The 18,329-nt window shown below is 42.2% G+C and carries 11 protein-coding genes; all 11 read right to left on the bottom strand.

The features are described from left to right. Positions 1-35 precede the first annotated feature (35 nt). On the bottom strand, positions 36-3,260 hold the full coding sequence (locus tag MSTHT_RS13055; RefSeq protein ID WP_048168157.1) for a DNA double-strand break repair ATPase Rad50: 3,225 nt from the start codon (positions 3,258-3,260) through the stop codon (positions 36-38). Next, positions 3,257-5,014, bottom strand: a complete 1,758-nt coding sequence (locus MSTHT_RS13050) for a metallophosphoesterase family protein (protein WP_048168156.1) — start codon at positions 5,012-5,014, stop codon at positions 3,257-3,259. The genes MSTHT_RS13055 and MSTHT_RS13050 overlap by 4 nt, the downstream gene beginning before the upstream one ends. A gap of 407 nt (positions 5,015-5,421) precedes the next feature. Then, positions 5,422-5,787: a hypothetical protein gene (locus tag MSTHT_RS13045; protein ID WP_048168155.1), complete on the bottom strand. Its 366-nt coding sequence runs from the start codon at positions 5,785-5,787 to the stop codon at positions 5,422-5,424. Positions 5,788-5,980: 193 nt separating this feature from the next. Then, positions 5,981-6,592 (bottom strand): sarcinarray family MAST domain-containing protein, encoded by a 612-nt coding sequence (locus MSTHT_RS13040; RefSeq protein ID WP_048168154.1) that lies wholly within the window; start codon positions 6,590-6,592, stop codon positions 5,981-5,983. After that, a complete protein-coding gene (locus MSTHT_RS13035; RefSeq protein WP_048168153.1) occupies positions 6,589-10,800 on the bottom strand; it encodes a DUF7286 family protein in 4,212 nt (1,403 codons plus the stop codon). Before MSTHT_RS13035 ends, MSTHT_RS13040 begins: the two co-directional genes overlap by 4 nt. A gap of 537 nt (positions 10,801-11,337) precedes the next feature. Next, positions 11,338-12,012, bottom strand: coding sequence for a PHP domain-containing protein (locus MSTHT_RS13030; RefSeq protein ID WP_048168152.1), 675 nt, complete (start codon positions 12,010-12,012; stop codon positions 11,338-11,340). Positions 12,013-12,679: 667 nt separating this feature from the next. Beyond that, positions 12,680-13,966: a GTPase HflX gene (gene hflX / locus MSTHT_RS13025; protein ID WP_082086850.1), complete on the bottom strand. Its 1,287-nt coding sequence runs from the start codon at positions 13,964-13,966 to the stop codon at positions 12,680-12,682. After that, positions 13,963-14,358, bottom strand: coding sequence for a DUF2209 domain-containing protein (locus MSTHT_RS13020; RefSeq protein WP_048168151.1), 396 nt, complete (start codon positions 14,356-14,358; stop codon positions 13,963-13,965). Before MSTHT_RS13020 ends, hflX begins: the two co-directional genes overlap by 4 nt. Positions 14,359-14,502: 144 nt before the next feature. Then, on the bottom strand, positions 14,503-15,555 hold the full coding sequence (gene endA / locus MSTHT_RS13015) for a tRNA-intron lyase (protein WP_048168150.1): 1,053 nt from the start codon (positions 15,553-15,555) through the stop codon (positions 14,503-14,505). 378 nt (positions 15,556-15,933) lie between these two features. Next, positions 15,934-17,421, bottom strand: coding sequence for a Ni-sirohydrochlorin a,c-diamide synthase (gene cfbB, locus MSTHT_RS13010; protein WP_048168149.1), 1,488 nt, complete (start codon positions 17,419-17,421; stop codon positions 15,934-15,936). A 101-nt stretch (positions 17,422-17,522) separates the two neighbouring features. Continuing rightward, the gene (cfbC, locus tag MSTHT_RS13005; protein ID WP_048168148.1) at positions 17,523-18,320 is read right to left on the bottom strand and encodes a Ni-sirohydrochlorin a,c-diamide reductive cyclase ATP-dependent reductase subunit; all 798 of its coding nucleotides are present in this window, start codon (positions 18,318-18,320) and stop codon (positions 17,523-17,525) included. Between the last annotated feature and the right edge of the window lie 9 nt (positions 18,321-18,329).

The following is an 18,329-nucleotide window of genomic DNA, read 5'->3' as shown; positions in this document are numbered from 1 at the left end:
CAAGCCTTTTCGTAAAAGGGTTTCAGCCCAACAGTTTAGATTTTTACAATAGACGACATATTGGTAAGAGGGTCTTTTTCTACCAGGAAGACGTGGTCTGCGGAATCTATCAGGGTTTCATCATGAGAGACTACAATAATCTGACCTACCCCTATGCTGCGCATCAGGTCTATGAGTTTCAAAAGCTGGTTTATATGTCCGCGGTCCAGGAAAACCGTGGGCTCGTCTAGAATCATTGGCGGAAGCCCATCTGCCCTGTCACCGCCAAAACCGAGAGCAAGAAGTCTGTAGATAGCACAGCGCAGGGCAAGATTAAAAATGGCACGTTCTCCCCCGCTGAGGAGTTTGGGCTGAAGAGGCGTACCGTCTTTTCTGTAAACCGTAAGGTTATACTCCGAGTCAAGTTCTATATGGGAATATGCATTGTTCGTGTACATGAAGCTAAACATTTCATTCAGCAGGGTAGAAAGGGCCTCTATGTTTCTTGCCCGCATATCAGCCCGAACACGCATATACATGTTCTCAAGATCCTCAGCATTACTGTACACGGCTTCAAGATATAGCTGTCTGTTTTCAAGAGCCCTGAGTTCTTCTTTCAGCTCATTGCGGCGTTTTAAGCTGTTCTCGACCATACCGGCGTCCTTTAAAAATGCATCTTTTGAAGCCGTAATTTGTCGGATTTTCTCGGAAATGTTTGCCTGATATGCTTCAAGCTGGGCACGTTTATTCTGGAGATCTTCAAACCTGTATCCCTGTAGCTTTCTCTCAAGCTGTTTCACCCGCTCGCTTCTCTCAAAGATCTCCTGGTCAAAGAAATCGATCTTTTCCGTCAGGTTCTTTATGGAAGCTTCGAGCTCGGAAATTTTGTGCTTTATGACATCCATGCGGAGCAGATTCGCTCTGAGCTTTTTTACTTGCTGGAGGAGATTCTCACTTTTCTGATGGGCTTTTTTTGCCAGGTCTTCTTTCGTCCTCAATGCCTCAAGCTCAACTCCCAGAGCCTTGAGTTTCTCCTTTTCCAGATTCTCACGTTCGGCAAGGCTTATCAATTTTTCATTGAGCTCTCCTAGCCTTTGTCCGTAGTTTTCAATCAGTGCAAGAGATGTCCTTATTTTTCCATTCAGGGCATCAATCTCTGACGCGTTTTCAGCAAGCTTTTTCTCAAAGGCTCTTGCCTCTCGAAGCGTTTTTTCACTCTCACTGTGGGCTTTCCTGGCTGCCTCCTCCCAGCCCTGAAGGGCTTTTATATCGGGTAGGAGCTGACCCATTTTAGTTTCAAGTTCCTGCTTTTGCCTGATAAGTCCCTCAAGTTTAAGAGAATCTTCTTCAGTCCGGGTTTTGTGGATCGTTATCCTTTCTTGAAGCTCTTTTGCCTTATTCCTGAGTTTTTCGATTTCCAGATCATAATCCGAGATTATTTTCTCCAGTTTTTTTGCATCCTTTAATCGGTTGAGCTTTTTCTCAATCTCAGCCTGCTGGAGCTTTATATCAAGAAGTTCTGCTGTAAGCTTTTCTTTCTTCTGTTCAGATTCCTCTGTCATGCAGGCAATCTCTGAGCCTTTAAGCTCCTGCCCACAGGTTGGACATTTTCCTTCGGCAAGCAATTGCTGGTTTTTACGGAGTACCTTATCAAGCTCCCTGATGGTCGCCTCTAGCTCTTTTTCCCGCCCATGCAGCCTGTTTTTACTCTCCAGAAGCAGTTCACTCAGATATTCCAGATCCTCTAGCTGTTCTTCGGTGAACCCAAGCCCCTTTAACCCTGTGGAAGCTTCAGACTTCTGTTCCTGGACTTCCTGAACTGCCCTTGCATTCTCCCGGAGCCTTTCTTCAAGGATCTCAATTTCGGTTTTGCCCCTACGAACTGCAGCTTTGAGATTTTGAAGTTCCTTATCGAGCGTGAGAAGATTTATATCTCCAGTTTCTTTTTCTTTGAAGGCAAGAGCAAGCTTTGTAGAGGCTTCGTTTCTCCTTTCACGCAATAAGTTTTCTTTTTCTTCCAGTTCCTTTATAAATAAGGAAATCTCATAGGTTTCGGAGAAATTTATAGTATCTTTCGCAGTTTCCTTAAGTCTTTCATTTTCTTCCTCGATTTTCAGGATACTCTTCCTGTTTCTTTCGATTTCCTCATTTGCAGCTTCTATATCAGCCCTGCACTGCACAAAAATCTGTTCAACCTCAACCTTCTCTTTCTCAAGGTCACTTAAAGCCTGAGTGTGGACTTCCTCTTCCCTTAGAAGGAGAGCTAGTTCTTTTGAGATTCCATTCATCTTTTCCCTGGCAAGGAACTCTTCTTTTTCCTGTTGCAAGCTCAGTGTCTCAATATCAAGGTCTCCAAAGCCGCATTCCTCCCGGATAGAATTATTTTCCCTTCCCAGTTCGAGCAAAACCTGCCTTTGCTCACGGGCTTCTCCTGAGAGGGTTTCTCTTTCTCTGATGCAGCTAGCTTTACCCTCCTGGGATTTAAGTAGAGCCTGTTTCAGAGTGTTTATTTCTTGAAGTCGCTCCCTGTACTCTGCAGCCATCATATCGAGTTTTTCTTTTTGGGCTGCTGCAACCTCTTTATCCTTATTACATTTTTCTAATGCTGCATCGCATTCCTTTATCTTCTGCTTGAGCCCCCTCAGCACTGCATGCGGTTCTGTACTTTCAATTTTCTCGATTTCGGCTTTTATGGCTGAAAGGTTGTTACCTACATCCCTTTGAAGCCTTCTGACAGCTGTTTTTGCACTCCCTGCTCTTTCCCTGTACTCTTCAAGTTTTCCAAGCTGTAAAAGGTCATCAATCATACGCTGCCTGTCTTTTGGCTTTGCATTAATGAGTACATCAATTTCGCCCTGCCGGATGTAAGCACAGTTCCTGTATGCCTCTTCATCCATATTTAAAAGGGAACAGACCTCTTCGTAAGTCCGTGTAGCCTGATCGACAATACATTCTCCGTTGGCATAGAGTACGCATTTTGAGCTCGAAGCATTTTCACTCTTAGGCGAATACCTGAAAGCCTGTTCGATAAGATAATCCTGCCCTAAATGCTCAAAACCCAGGCTTATTTTCGCATTTTCAGCCCCTTTAAAGATTACATCTGCAAGCACGAAATCCTTTGAAAGAATTTTGCTCCCAAAAAGTCCCATAAAACAGGCTTCAAGCAGGCTGGACTTCCCGCTCCCATTAACTCCGGAAATGACTGTAACTCCGTCTTCAAATGTAAAATTCAGTTTCTTATAACTCCGGATGTTTTCGATATACAGGTTTTTGAGCTTCAAAGGTAATCACCAAGGTTATACTGTCGTGGTACGGCAGACTTGCTTTTTCCTTTTTTCTGCCCTGCCTTTCCCGCTTTTCTGGTTAATCCCGTAGCCCTTGCAGGTTTTTCTTCAGTCAGCTTCTCGGATTTGCCTGATGTCTCCTCTTGAGATTTGCTATTAACCGCGAACTCAGACGGCTTTTGAGCCTCTTTCCCAGGCTCGTTATCAGGAAGTTCACTTTCAGGTTTGCTTGCAAGTTTAGTTTCATGAAGTTGACTTACAGGCTGACTTACAGATTTCATTTTAGTTTTCTCATCTAGGTCTGAAGTCCTGAGGACGCCTGATAGTTCAGTAATTTCAAGCTTTCCGGCAATTACCTCTATAGGCCTGGTTTTCCCTGAAAGTCCAGTCTCTCCTGAGAATTCAGCTTTCCCAGCAAAACCAATTTCCATAGCTGATCTAAAATTTTTATCCGGTTCGCTCTCTCCGCTGGGTTTTAATTCTTCAAGTCCCGAAAATCCAGAATCGGATGTTGAACTGGCAGGGGAAATAGGGCTGGCAGGCACTTCTATTCTAAAATCAGGGCTTTTGAATTCCTCAGCTTTAGCCTCAATGAGCTTCGAAAGCCGGCTTTCGGTTTCTTCGTCCACTCTTGACTTTGAGATATCCGGGCTCCGGACAACTTCGTTAATAATCAGCCCACCGTCGTTTAAGCTCATTTTTCTGATTTCACTTGCAACTGCATGATCAGGATCGGAGAAGGTGATCTTTAGGGCTTCCTCAGGGAAGGATTCTTTTGTTCTCCAGTCTTTAACGTTTGCCACAATAGCCTTTTTATTAATCAGGTATTCCTCAAGCTCGCTCTGTGACAGGACTGGACCAGAATCCCCGATAATTTCCAGAAAGACCACGGAACCCGGAATTTCTTCTAAATGCTCGTTTACTTTAGAGAAAATCTGCTCATATGGATTATCTTCCCCATTTAACTCTACCTGGATGGAAAGAAAATTCCTGGTCGGGATCGTGCGCCTGCTGATCTCAAGTCCTTTTTCGGAAAGCGTGATGATATTATAGGAACGGGCTTCCTTTTCGGAAACTGCATTCCGCTCCGTGCTTCCGGAGTAAGTGATCCATGTCTCGCCTGTTTTGTTTTTAATTATTGCATGTTCATGGTAATCGCCAAGAAGAATTGCATCAACCTTGAAAGGCAGGTTTTCAAGCACCTCATCACAGTCCCACTCCGCATATGGAAAAGGATTCACGATCTGGTGCATTACAAGCAGTTTCCAGAAGTTTTCTTCTGGAGTAGAAGGATTAGATAAGGTAGAAAGGCTGGAATCCGGCGCCTCAAAGCCTGAGTAATCGAATATGGGAATTTTTGATTTCGGGACGCTATCAATCCCGTAAATAGCTGCATTGCCTACCATAAATGGTTTTTTCCCAAGCCTTACCGCAAGCCCCATTTCCTCGAAAAGGTCAAGCCACTGGATATTCTGCTTGCTCTCATGGTTCCCGACAATCCCGAGAAAAGGTATGCCAGCCTCCTTGAGCCGTGCCAGGATATTCATTGTCTCAAGGAGATCTTCAAGGGTCGGGTTCCTCGAATCAAAAAGGTCTCCCGCATGCACTACGGCATCGACCTGCATCTCAACCGCATCGTTTACGACAAGCTCGAAAGCTGCAAAAAAATCCTTTCTCCGGTTCTCACTGTGGTACTGCCTGTATCCCAGATGCGTGTCAGCAGTATGGAGTATCCTTATTTCCCTGGCCATGCTTCCATCAGTCTCTAATTTTTACCCTATAAGGCTTTCTATATTAGTAATTAACTCATTTAGACAGAAAGCAGATTCTAACTAAATAAGGAAGTTAGCAACTTTCACGCTGGAAAAGAGGTGAATTGACATAAATCTGACATAAGATTCAAAAACAGGTTTCCGATGGTCAGAAGTTAAAACATTGATATCAGTTCAGGGGGATCGGAATAGCATTTTCGGTTATCTCTATCCTGCGCAGGTGCACGGCTGGAGCCAGCTGGATATTAAAAAAATCTGATTAATAACTTGAAACCAAGTGACAAGTTAAAAGTTTTGAAATCCCAATGCACAGAAAAGATGAAAAAGAATGAGTTTTCCTGTAAATCATTTTTATAAAAATAGAAATTGTTATTATACAGCCAAATTTACACACATCTTCTCGGATTTTCGACCTCTCTTTTAAGAATTTCCATCCAGTCCGGAGCCTCCATGCCGGGATACTCATACCCTAAAAGTATTACCTCACTGAATTCTTCACCCTCAGTCGGCATGGCTCCAGTTACCTCATAGGTTGGAAATGGTACCGGAAGGACTCCTTTTACAGTCTCGTCACTTTCCAGTTTCGTAAGTCTGGTTAAATTGTCCGTAAAAAGCACTTCTTCGGCATTGCTCGCGGTCACAATAGGTATTGTACGGATCGAGTGATATATGCAAGATTCGACTACAGCAAATCCCAATACGAGTTCTTTCCAGATCATGGGCTTATTTTTTTGCTCGGTTGCTTCTGCCATTGTTTATCCCCTAAAGCTATATTCGGTTTAACAGATTTTGAGCTTGTATTTTTGAGCTAATAGAGAGGATATGACCGTAAGCGATAAGTCCTTTTCTTTCGAGAAAATCAGCGCCAGAAGTTCATTTCTTTGCGTTCTATAAAGTTACAATTTCTCGAAAGATATTTTAGGAATAGTCCTAAAAGGAGTGTTTCTACTGGCGGGAAAATTTGAAGAATAAAATCACAAGCGCCAGAATAGCAGTTGCTAAACTGAAAGCTGGTGTAGATGCTGTTGGGGAAGATGAGTTTTCTGAGGTTGACTGTTGGGTGGGTTGAGTTTCCGAAGATGGAACTTCGCCTTCGTAGTATTCGTTGGAGATATAAGGGTATGCAACTGTGAATTCTCCTTTTACAGCAGGCTCATCTTTCCCTTTTTCGTGTATTTGGTACCAGAAATTTACGGGCATAGACCAATCTGCCCATTCTTCAGTAGGTCTCAAAAGCCATTCAAAATTATATACTCCTGGATCTAAGGACTCAAAATGCTTTTTCTCAGAAAACTTAGAAGGACCCTCAATCACCTCATAAGGAGATTCAGATCCAATACTGTCAATTTCAATAAATAGTCTAGATGTTTGATTTAATGTCATAGTGATTTTGATTTTGAAAAGCTCATCAATTTTCAGAATTGGTTTTGCTACTTCATCCCCAGGTAGCATCTTATCGTTATAGTATACATCTATTGAACAGTAAGGAGAAGATGCAGAAACAGTATCGATAAGTAACAATAAAATTAATCCTAAAAACATAATTCCTGCTCTCATTTACTTCCTCCAACTCTTGATAAAAGATATTCATATCCTATTGATTCTTCAGTACTTTTTCCCAGTTTATCCCCAACACCCTTTGGGCCTGAACCTACTATTGAAGTTGCATACCCACTGAACTTAAAAGTTATAGGTATGTTTTCACCAAGATATTCGTCGTTCAAAACGATTGCGTCATCTTGTCTAACATACTTCTGTCCTTTATGCCCAAAATAAGGCTTGGGAATAACTTCATTATCATTATCGATTATAGTGAATTCTTTGTACTCTGCCATTACATCATACGTCCAAATATTAATTGTAAAAACCCAATGTGGTGGCAACACAGGCAATCCACACGGAATAGTTGTCATCGTCCTATCCAGCCTTCTTCTTATCTTATCTCCTGCTTCACCGGAATATGTGTCAACAGTTTCATTAGCTAGATTTTTCAACTCTTTATCAATTCTCTCGAAGCCAGCATCGAGGGTTTGGCCTTTGTTTACTGTAACTGCACAGATTCCATTTGCAACCCCTATTCTGATGTCAGTATCTACTCTATTTAGAGTAGCTTCAAGTTCATCATGCCCAATCGATAGATTTGAGTTTCGAATTTCAGATTTTATAATAGCAGAGAGTTCAACTGCGAGTTCATCAGTAGTAGATTTCTGGATTACCTGGTCATCGGAAAAGTTATTCAGACAGCTTGCTGTAATCGCCCTAACTTTTTCTTCTTTGATCCAGTCTGAAATTACTGGATTCGAAGTTATCTCTTTGACTACATTTTCAGTTATTTGAGATCTCATTTCCTGCGCATAAGTATGCTTCAAATTGTAAACTTCTTTGTTAAGACGAGTTGTATCCAGAGAGATATTCTGCTCGCTCAGATCTTGTTCAAATAATAGAACTTCAGTGTTCAGGCTTGAGATACTCTGGCTTATTTGCTGTGCTATTTCAGTTTTTACGTATTCATTGCTTGAAGAAATACTGTCTGCTATTTCCTCGGAGATACCTGTTGTAAAAATGCAGGTATTACGTACACCAAGGGGGTAAATTGTTCTTCCAGTCGCGGCATCAGTCCATTCATACTCCTCTCTCAGGTCAAAATCCGGATCGTGATAAAGATAGTTAGGTTTCTGATCAACGATCAAAGTCAGATTTTCTGTCCAATTGTATTTGCTTTCCGGTTGACCGGTAACAGTCATAGTGGAGATTATACCCATATCTTCGCCCAGAACTGAAGCAGCCCTTTCCACTGCCGGATTGTTAAAAAGAGTCATTTTGACTGAGGTAACGCTGTCAAACGAACTGGTATCAATGCTTTTTTTCTCAAGAGCTTTAAGAATGTAGGAATTGATATCAGAATCCAGTTTACGGTTTTTCCTGTCGATATCTTCTATCAACCTGTTGTAAGCCTCGTTTTTAGCAATGTACCGGGCAGAATCGCTTGAAGCATATATTTTTCCTGACGGTGTAAGATACTTTTCTTTGTTTACGTAAGCTTCCCTGCCTTTTTCCAGTTTCAGAATGAGTTTTTCGGCAGTTTGTACCTGCAAATCTGTAGGATCCTGCCCAGGGGAATCCATAAGAGAATAATTAAAGGTAGGATTATCCTTTTCTACAGAATTGAGCATTTCCAGAACTTCTTCTGCCATAATTCTGTGCAGCCATGGTGGAATATCGCAATTTACAGCATGTTTGGGTAGATATTGCCCGTCAGGGTAAGCCCAAAACATGCTCTCTATTGCCCTTAAATCCACATATTCGTCCCTGTATTTGTCGGCAGCATCAGAACAGCATGGGTCGAATCTTTCGATTTTATTTGTGTCACTATCTAAACTATCTATTTCGTTCAGAATGCCTGTACCGCCTTTATTGTCCAGATAAAGGGTTGTTTCCCTGTATTCTCGCTCTATGGGATCAGAATAGGTTGACAAGCCGATGTAACCGCCTGCAGGAGGTCGTTTGTGGTAAACTATTGTCAGTTTTTCGGCTTCGGTTTCTGCATGAGAAAGCGATGCGAGATTGACTTTGCTTACAGTTTTTGAGGCTAAACCACTTGATGTATCGGAATGCGTGACCGTGGTATAATTTCCATCAGGCAACTGCTCTCTGGTTTTCCATTTGTAAGTGTAATCGTAACTATAGTCTATTTTCCAGTTTGTTACGATTTTGTAAGAAATATCGTACCTGACTCGCCAGTCAAAGACATGCTCTTCGCGGTTCAGGTAGCCTTCACTCCGGTTTTCAAACGTCAGGGTATCATTACCTGCATAGGAAAAATGAGGTTCAATCTTTACATCGACTATGTCGGCAGAAATCAGGCTGACATCTGCCGCTGAAATTGACCATCTGGATACACTTCCTTCCGGAGGTTCAATTGAAGGATCTAAGGATTCGGAATAGGATTTTCTGGTTGAGTCTCTCCATGAGTAAGAAGGCACAAGAGAGCCTTTATGCGCTCCTGATGCTAAATAGTTCGAGTCCCAGCTAACAGTTTGACTGGTAAACGAAACCGAATCCGAATCAAAATTTGCAGTAATTTGAGAGGAAATCGGATCAGGAAAAGCGAAACCATCTCTCAGGATTTGCCCCTGAACCGATGCTGTGTAAACGCTGTCCGTAACCGCATGAATGAGATCAGGATTCTCTTCTATCCATACGTGATCATTAAAGACCCAGCCGTCAATAACTCCATTTGTATAATTAGAAGCTGAAACTTCAATTTTCGAATACTCAGAGAGCTCTTCAAAGGAAGTATTTGTCTCTCTCAGGGATTCTTTTATGCTTTTTTCGACATCAAAAGAGAAAGATTTATTCTGCGCAAGAGAATCGTAAGTAGTTGTCAGGTTTACGCCTTTATCTCGCTCATAACTAGAAATTGAAGTATTCGAGATACTATTAGAACCCGAAGGTGCTTTATTTCGGTCTGAAACGCTGCTTGAAGAAGAAACATCTTCATAAAGAACTTTTTCATTATAATAGGTTGTGTATGTTAGAGACAGGGGGTCAACCGAATCAAAAATTTTTTTCTGAGTGTAGAGTGTGGCTCCGTTAATTGAACTTGAGAGGGCAGGATTGGTCAGGATATTCAGAGGACCGTTTGCATAATGCTGCCAGGGACCGTAAACGAAAGTTCTCAGGTTTGTTGCTCCGAGCACAAGGTTAGATGTTGAATCAAGACTTGAAGTGTTTCCAAGTTCGGTTTCGTATTCCCGGACAAGCTCTTCAAGAAGAGGTTCCCGTGAGGTTATCAGGGTAGAAAGTTTCATGCTGCGGTTAGAGCTTTCTCCGGTCTCCAGGTTAACAAGAGTATAATTGAGGGCAGGAATCTCGAAAACGTAATAAATAGTATAATTTTTGCTGGAATGAGTGTTGTAACCTGTATCAAAAGCAGGGTTTGCGTCAGCATAATTCTTATGTTTGCCACCAGATGAGATCTCCCTTTGCAAAGTTCCGGTTACTTTTCTGATTTTTATTTGCTCGGGTTTTATGTCAGGTTCGACATTGATTGCGTATTCCCTGAACGTGTGGCTGTTTCCCTGGTAATTTGCAGAAAGCAGCCTGTTAAAAGCGTCTGCTGTTATGTCTTTTACCGGGCTTACCTCAATTACGAACCAGTCCGAGGCTTTTAATCCGTCGCCGTAATAAAGTTCAATTGAGGCATATCCTGAGGCTGCAGAGTCCGGAATTTCCACGGTTTCCTGGAATGAGACTTTCTGGAAAAAACCGGTTGCCTGGCCGTAGTTTATGTTTTTTATTTCGTTACCTGAAGAGTCGTTGACAATCAGTTTAATGTCGCGGTTTTTCCAAAGAGCTTCTATTTTACCCCAGATATCTGAAGGCAGGTTTATGGAAAGCTGGAGCAAATCTCCTTTCTCAAGGTTCTGGTTTTTCGGGATCACCATAAAACCGTCTTCAGAAAACCTGTCAACTGCACTGCCTTCAGGCAGAATTACAGGATGTTCTCCTTGCCATTCCAGAGCTTCCATTCCTGCGTAGTTCAGGCAGCGGGCAAGGTCGAATGAGGCAAGATTGATGGCACTTTTCTCAGGGTTAACATTCTCGGTGGTGTAAATGGTTTCTGCGACTTCACTGTCGATCTTTAGAAGGTAAACTGAGGTGAAGGTTGATACAAGCAGGATGAAAATCCCGATTACGGCATAGGGAATGTAGGCACAGGTATCCTCAATGAAGAATGAAAAATTGTCAGGTTTCCTGGCCATCAAACCCTTCCTTAAGATAGAAAATAAACACAACTGAATCAAAAAATTAATTGAGTTTCTACGAATAAATACTTTACTTCTGAAAGAAAATTCAATTATAATCAAAAATCCAATATAAAAAATTAAAGTAGAAAAATGAAGGCAAACTTAAAAAGAAAAAGATTATTAAAAATCGCTTAATCGAGCTGATTGTTATAAAATTTTTTCTACTGTTATAAATAAGAAAAAGATAGAATAAATCCCAAAACTCAGAATTACATTTTTAAATGTCTAATTTTAAATGGTCGATGGATCTTCCAATTATGAGATTTGTTCTGAAGAACTATTACTGATGTGTGAATAAGATCGGTCTTGGAATGAGTTCATAGAGAAAGTAGTATGTAGTAATGGGAGATAGAACAGTTAACGCTTACAATTCATTATCAAATTATGAAAAATTACACCATAAATAAAAGTGGCATTGATCGTAAAAAATAAGTAGAGTGTAGATTTTAATCCCTCTTAAACGTCAAGTCTGCTAGAATTAATCTTGAAGTTTTAGATTTTATGAAACAGTTTTCTCTTGATTTTTCGCTTTGCACTGCCTGACATCTGCTTAAGAATAATTGATTTGGGCGTATTTTTTCCCGCAGGAGCTACCTTTCCTTCTCGGATGGCCGCAAGCACGGCGGTGAGGGTGTTTTCAGGCGCGTCGATCTCGGTATAGGCTTGGCCGACCATTTCGGGAATGTGGGAATCGCTTCCTGCAACCCCGGGAATTCCAAGCCTCTTTGCCTCGATTGCAGCTTTCCTGTTGGCGTTATTGAATAGGCAGCGGGAATTGAAAACCTCAACTGCATCAATATCAAGCCCTTCGAAGCTTCCTATTCCGTGGGAACTTCGCTTGAAAGGATGAGGGATGATAACCGTGCCTCCAAGTTTCCGGGCTCTTATGATCGTTTCTTCCGGGCTAAGGAAAGGCTCAATGTTCTGTTTGACTCCTAGCACCAGGATATGCCCTTTAGAACAGGTAACCTCGACTCCGGGAATGACTGTAAGCTCAAAGCCAAGTTCCATGGCTCGTTTTTCACAGGCAAGCCCACCTTCCACAGTATCATGATCACAGATAGCAAATCCATCAAGTCCTTTTTTGCGCGCAGACTCAAGAATGGCGTCATGGCTCGATTTGCTATCCTTTGAATACTCGGAATGTACGTGCAGATCGAATTTCATGCTAACAGGAGAATGAGAAATGAATTTATATAAATTTTGAAAACGGGAGCAAAATTGAAAAAGAAAAAGACAATTATGATTACATAGAGACTTCATAGAGACTTAACAAACCTTCGTTTTAATACGAACAAATGATGTCTTAAAAATAAAGACAAAACAAGGAGGAATTGCGAACGGGCAGAAACATAGCAAAAATCTGGTTCTAAGGGTATAGTTTAGGATATAAGGAGGGTCTGATGTCTACAGTAGACGCCCGTTCGCATATATACAAACGATTTCTGAATATAAATACCTTTCGTATTTATACGAACATTATTCCACCTGTGCAAAAAATTCCCTAAGGAAAACATATTAGAAATGGATTTATTAATATTTCAAAGAATTTTATAAATTTAGAATATTTTTCTATTCTTATGGAAGGTCTGAAGATTATGCTGACATAAACTTTTTTAAAAAATATCAATAAACATGGAAATTATCAATTTTTGATGATTGTGTATATTTCATTAAGAGTGTAGATAGTTATGCATAGTTTAAGATACTTAGTTACAAATTACAATTTAATATAAATAACATCCCAAACTTTTGAAGAAAAAGCTTGATCACAAGCCTTTTCAAAAAAGGCTTGAGCGAAAACCTTTGAGAAAAGGTTTTATCGAAATGATAGTTAAACTTCCTTCGGTCCGAGGAGGGCATGTGCTTTGTTAACTATCTCGGTCCTGGCTTCATAATCCACATGGATTTGTTCTCCAAACTCAACTCTGTGTACAATTCCTTCATCATATAGCCAGGAAAGAATCGACATTCCTTCTTCCGAATTCGGTAGGGAAAGGGAGCAAAAACACCAGGGAGGCAGATGCTTGACTATTTCGGCTTTTAGTACATCCATACCGATGCCTTTTTTTGCAGAAACGAAAACAGGATTAGGAGCCATATAACCTATCTGTTCCATAATACTATCAAGTCTGGATTCGTCAACAAGATCTACCTTGTTAAGCACAGTTATAATAGGAACTCCCTGAATACGGTCCCAGAGGGTGTCATGGGATGTAGCAAGCTTTAGCAGAATCATTTCAGGTTTTTCGTTTGCATCCACGACCAGGAGTATAAGATCCGATAGAAAAATCTCGTTGAGGGTAGATTTGAAAGCATCAACCAGCCAGTGAGGAAGATCTTCTATAAATCCCACGGTATCGGTTAAAAGAGCTTTTCGTCCTCCAAGGTCCAGAGCTCGGGTGGTAGGCACAAGCGTTGTAAAAAGCATATTCCTCACATCGACACTTTCACTGACAATAGCGTTGAAAAGCGTGCTTTTTCCAGCATTTGTATATCCTGCAAGGGAAATTAAAGAAAACCCCTTCTTGTGCCTTAAAGCCCGCAGAGACTCGTCATCTTTTTCTGCCGATTCAAGCTCACTCTCAATCCTTGCGATCCTCTTCTTCAGATCCTGTTCATAAGAATCCTCGTAATCTCCAAGTCCCATAAAGCCTGCTCTCTCCTCTTTCTTAGCGAGAGAAACAACGGCTCTTGCCCTGGGTATCTCGTATCTCAGTCTTGCCAGTTCTACCTGGAGTTTTGAGCGGTGGGTGGTTGCCCTCTTTGCAAAGATCTCAAGGATGAGCTGGAACTTATCTATAACCTGGCATTTACAGATTTCCGAGATGTTGAAGAGCTGTGTCGTGGAAAGTCTGTTATAGAAAATTACTTTATCTGCACCAATGCTTCTCACAAGTTCGGCAAGTTCTTCGATTTTCCCCTTGCCTAGCTGATACTTTGAATCAGGATACCTGGTTTGCTTAAGCTCACCAACCGGCAGGTAACCTGCTGCTTTTGCAAGTTCTCTGAGTTCCTGGAAGAGGTATTCCTCACGTTCAGAGTCGGAATTAGGAGTGGCCCTTTTAACTAGAATTACCCTGTTTCCGTTACCGAGTTTTTGTTCTGCTGAAATTTTCATGTCTCGATTTGAAGTTCTTTTATCAATAGATTGCGGGCGCTCTGGGAAATATGATGCACGAGTTCTATCGACCGCCTCTCGGCAATTGATTCCTGATACTTAAAAGCCCTGGAAAACATACTTTCGGTCACCCATCTGGGTTTATTATACATGTCCCCTTTTTCTGCCACAATCGTGCCCTCGAAAGATAGCTGGTCAGCAGTATCTTCAATTAGCTGCACGACATCCAGCAAACTTGGAGCTCTTTTTAGCCAGAGGGGCAGGATTTTGACCTGCTTAACCTTCTCAATATAGTTGGCTGAGACCGTAAGCGCTGCTGCTGCACATACCATGTAATAACCTCCTTTAATCCTGTGCCTGCCGGAAATATCTACTGCAATTATGTCCCACATTTATATCTCACCCTCGGCTGAAGATTCGGTTTTTATGAGATTCTAAACGATGTTAATAATAGGGAGAATACTCTTGAATATCAGCTGGAGCATTGATCTAGAGCATTGGTCTAAAGCATTGATCTAGAGTATTGATTTAGATAATCACATTTTCGTTCGGCTGATATCCAGATATTTAACTTCCTCTCCTTTCTCGATCGCAAAAAGCATTGTCTTCCTTACACTATTTGCAAGCCTGACCGCTCCCGACATGACAGGAAGCTTAAACTCGAAATCTGCAGGGATGACATTTACAAGGTATTCGGAATGTGGGATTTTTTCTACTGATTCGACTTTTCGGTATACCCTGAAATTCGTCCCGAACTTAAATCCGGTTTTGACCACATGCCCAGAGTCCCTGAGGTTCTTATATACACTGTACTTTCTCATGAAAGAACTCTCAATCTTCGAGGCTTTCTCAGTAAACTCGTCGAATGAAAGCACTTTACCTTTCCTGTCCCGAATCGTTATCACGCCTCTGGAAAAGAGATAAAGGGACTCTACCAGGGAGAGCTGCAGCCTTTCAGAATCCAGCATTTTCCCGTAGAAGCCCTTTGAATAGAGAATCTCCGAAATTCGGGCATCCCAGACTATCACCCTGTCTTCCAGGAAAGTAGCATCGGTTTTGACCGCAGGATATGGCTCAGGCATCTCTCCTTCAGGGACTTTAGTTTTAACCTCATAGAATGTAAGATCACTTTCCTCATCCACTACAGCCAGGATAAACTGCTTGTGTACATTCTCTGCCGAGGCAACCGAGTCCTGTAGAAGTTTCACAGGAAGGAGTTGTCTTTCCGATTGAACGTGGACAAAGATTTTTGCCGCACTCTTACCCGGATGGCTGCCTCTTGGATACACCCGGAAATCCACAGCTGACGGCTGGACGTAGTACCCCCTCTCTTTGAGATCCTTATAAACGATATATTTCAGCTCAAAATTCGGCTGCCTTAAAGAAGCTTGCTCAAAAAAGGTTCTGAAATCAAGCAATGTACCCTCGAGTTCGATTTCTAGCTTTCCTCTGGACAGAAGGAAAGCAGCTTCTACAAGTGAGAGTTCGAGCCCATCACCTTTGAGGCGTCCGAAATAACCAGTTTTGTAAAGCTCGGTTACCGCTTCCTTTCCGGCAAGGACTCGGTCTCCTTTAAGTTGTGTTCTCAATAGATTCACCTTAAAAGAAAATGAAATGAAAATAAGTCTCTTCAACAGGTTAGCTTGCTGTAGTCTAACCTGCTATAGTCTTTCCTGCTATAATCTAATATTACTATAGCGTGTTTTATCCTGATCTGGGTTCTCATAAAATGATTAATTGTAATCTAGTTTATTGTAATCTAACCTGCTATAATCTGATTTAATATAAAATATAAGCTTTTTCGACCTGCAAAGATTCAGACCTTCAGGGTTTAAGCCTGAAGTCCAGTGATCTCACATGGATTAGCTGTTTTGTTTACAGGCGCACTTCGTTTGAATATTTTCACAGATTACGAGAAAGTTCGCTTTAAGGAAACCTGCACGTGTTAACAGAAAAGCCTGCTCACATCACGAAAGAGCTCTGGATTCCCGAAACTTCCTTGCAGCCTCCACAAGTGAATCTGCAAGATCCCTGTACGCAACTCCATGCAGATGAGCATAAGAACCAAGGGTATTTCCAGAGATAAGCCCATCCCTGTAGTCTTTTATGCCTGCCCCCCTCGACAGGGTTATTGCAAATTCGGCATCCTCAGGAATTCCTTCTATTTCAGAATGATGGAATTCGTGCCCCTTGAAGCTGTTGCCTTTTTTCCCGAGAATACAATCCTTACTAAGGGTTCCGATGTTATAACTGACAACTCTTGTTTGCCCCATGATAGTATGCCCTGGAAGCGCCCCGACCATTGAATATGTGGATTCCGGCATTGAAGCATCGTGATATGTGCCTTTTCCGGGGACACCTGTACTGATTCTCTCCGTAAGGTACATAAGCCCCCCGCACTCGGCATAAATTGGCATTCCTGCAGCAGAAGCTCTTTTAATGTCCTGGCGCATGGACTCATTAGCTTCAAGTTCGGCTGCAAAGAGCTCGGGATAACCGCCCCCAATATAGAGTCCATCAACCTCAGGAAGCGAGGTGTCTTTGATAGGGCTGAAGTAAACGATTTCTGCACCTGCAAGCTCTAAAAGATCGAGGTTATCACGATAGTAAAAATTGAAAGCTTCATCAAGGGCAACACCTATTTTTGGCCTGGACATTCCAGAATTGGGAGCCGGCGTAAAAACGCTATTCTCAGGGCTTTTCAGGGGTTTTACACTTTTTGCGATATCCAGAAAGCGGTCCACGTCAATTCCTGTATTGATGATTTCCTCAATACTACGAAGGCGTGCACCAAAGTTTCCATCTCCAAACCGTTTTCGACCCTCAAGAGCTGGTATAAGCCCCAGGTGGCGCATGGAAATTTGCATGGAAGGATCTCTCGGAACGATCCCTATAACTGGGACACCTGTATAATACTCGATTGCCTCTCTAGCTTTCTCAGCATGGCGGCGGCTTCCTATGTTATTGAGGATAACGCCCGCAATTTCCACATCAGGATCGAAGTTCTTATATCCATTGACAAGAGCAGCACTTGAACGGGTAATGCTCCGGGCATTAATTACGAGAATTACAGGGCATTTGAGGATTTTTGCAATCTGGGCAGTGCTTCCAAGGTCGCTCAAACTCTCAAAACCTTCGTAAAGCCCTCGAACCCCTTCAATAATCGCAATATCAGCCCTATCTCCGACTTCACAGGCATGGGTATAAACATCCAGAATGTCATTCTCATCCATAAGGTAACCGTCAAGGTTTCTGCAGAACCTTCCTGTTATTTCAGTGTGATAGCTCGGATCGATATAATCCAGAGCAACCTTGAAGGGCTGGACTTTGTATCCTCTTGAAACGAGGGCAGCCATCAGTCCCATTGAGATTGTGGTTTTGCCTGAAGAGGAACGGTCTGCAGAGATGAGAATCCTGGGAATATTCCCTGCTACGGGTTGGCTGTCACTAAGCATTTTTATACCCCTGATTTGTTTTGCACGGCATTGTACGGTAAATATATGTTTATAGTCTATTGTCCTTGCAGCTTAAGTCGTAAATTAATCTGTGCTCCAGTTCACTTAGTCAGTTCCCTCAACCGCTCGTCACTCAGGGGATTTGATGTAACTCTTTTTTCGTTTTCAAGGATTGCTTTTCCAAGCTTGCGGTAAATATCTGCAATATCGGATTCGGGCGCTTTTTCCATTACAGAATAACCTTCCCTTTCACAGTCCTGGACTACCTGTCGTTTCGGGATAAAAGCCATAAGCTGGCTGCCGATCTCCTCAGCGAATTTCGTAACAATTTCCTCTTCCCTGCTTACGTTTCTGGAATTGCAGATTACCCCGCTAAGCGGCATTCCTATTTTGGAAAGACCCTTGCAGATGTTATTTGCTGCATAAAGGGGCATGTATTCGCCTGAGGTCAGGACATAAGCCTCATTTACGAACCCTTTCCTGACAGGGGCAACAAAGCCGCCGCAGACAATGTCTCCGGGCACATCATAAATTATGAGGTCCTGTTCTTTCAGGAGATCTCCTGAGATGCTTTTCAATTTCTGGATGGCAACAATAATTCCCCGACCTGCACACCCTATGCCAGGTTCAGGACCGCCTGCTTCCACACATTTGACTCCTGCATATCCTTCAAAAACTACATCTTCTTCTTTTACATCCACACCTTCGCGCAGGAGGTCGAGAATGGTTGGAATTCTCCTGCCTCCAAGCAGGGTGATTGATGAGTCACTTTTAGGATCGCAGCCTATGATCATTACTTTCTTTCCTGCCTCGGCACAGGCGGCAGCAACGTTTGAAGCCGTGCTCGATTTGCCTATTCCGCCCTTTCCGTAGATCGCTATGATCTTTTGTTTTTTCAAAGGATCTTC

It is taken from the genome of Methanosarcina thermophila TM-1, from assembly GCF_000969885.1.
Lineage (GTDB): Archaea > Halobacteriota > Methanosarcinia > Methanosarcinales > Methanosarcinaceae > Methanosarcina > Methanosarcina thermophila.
The sequence above is the reverse complement of the archived record's forward strand: the minus strand, read 5'-3'. Positions and strand labels throughout refer to the sequence as shown.

Excerpts from the sequence above, each read along its gene's own strand:
- MSTHT_RS13020 (WP_048168151.1), bottom strand. The coding sequence starts at position 14,358 with ATGTGGGACATAATTGCAGTAGATATTTCCGGCAGGCACAGGATTAAA.
- MSTHT_RS13040 (WP_048168154.1), bottom strand. The coding sequence starts at position 6,592 with ATGAGAGCAGGAATTATGTTTTTAGGATTAATTTTATTGTTACTTATC.
- hflX (WP_082086850.1), bottom strand. The coding sequence starts at position 13,966 with ATGAAAATTTCAGCAGAACAAAAACTCGGTAACGGAAACAGGGTAATT.
- MSTHT_RS13035 (WP_048168153.1), bottom strand. The coding sequence starts at position 10,800 with ATGGCCAGGAAACCTGACAATTTTTCATTCTTCATTGAGGATACCTGT.
- MSTHT_RS13045 (WP_048168155.1), bottom strand. The coding sequence starts at position 5,787 with ATGGCAGAAGCAACCGAGCAAAAAAATAAGCCCATGATCTGGAAAGAA.
- MSTHT_RS13030 (WP_048168152.1), bottom strand. The coding sequence starts at position 12,012 with ATGAAATTCGATCTGCACGTACATTCCGAGTATTCAAAGGATAGCAAA.
- cfbB (WP_048168149.1), bottom strand. The coding sequence starts at position 17,421 with ATGCTTAGTGACAGCCAACCCGTAGCAGGGAATATTCCCAGGATTCTC.
- MSTHT_RS13050 (WP_048168156.1), bottom strand. The coding sequence starts at position 5,014 with ATGGCCAGGGAAATAAGGATACTCCATACTGCTGACACGCATCTGGGA.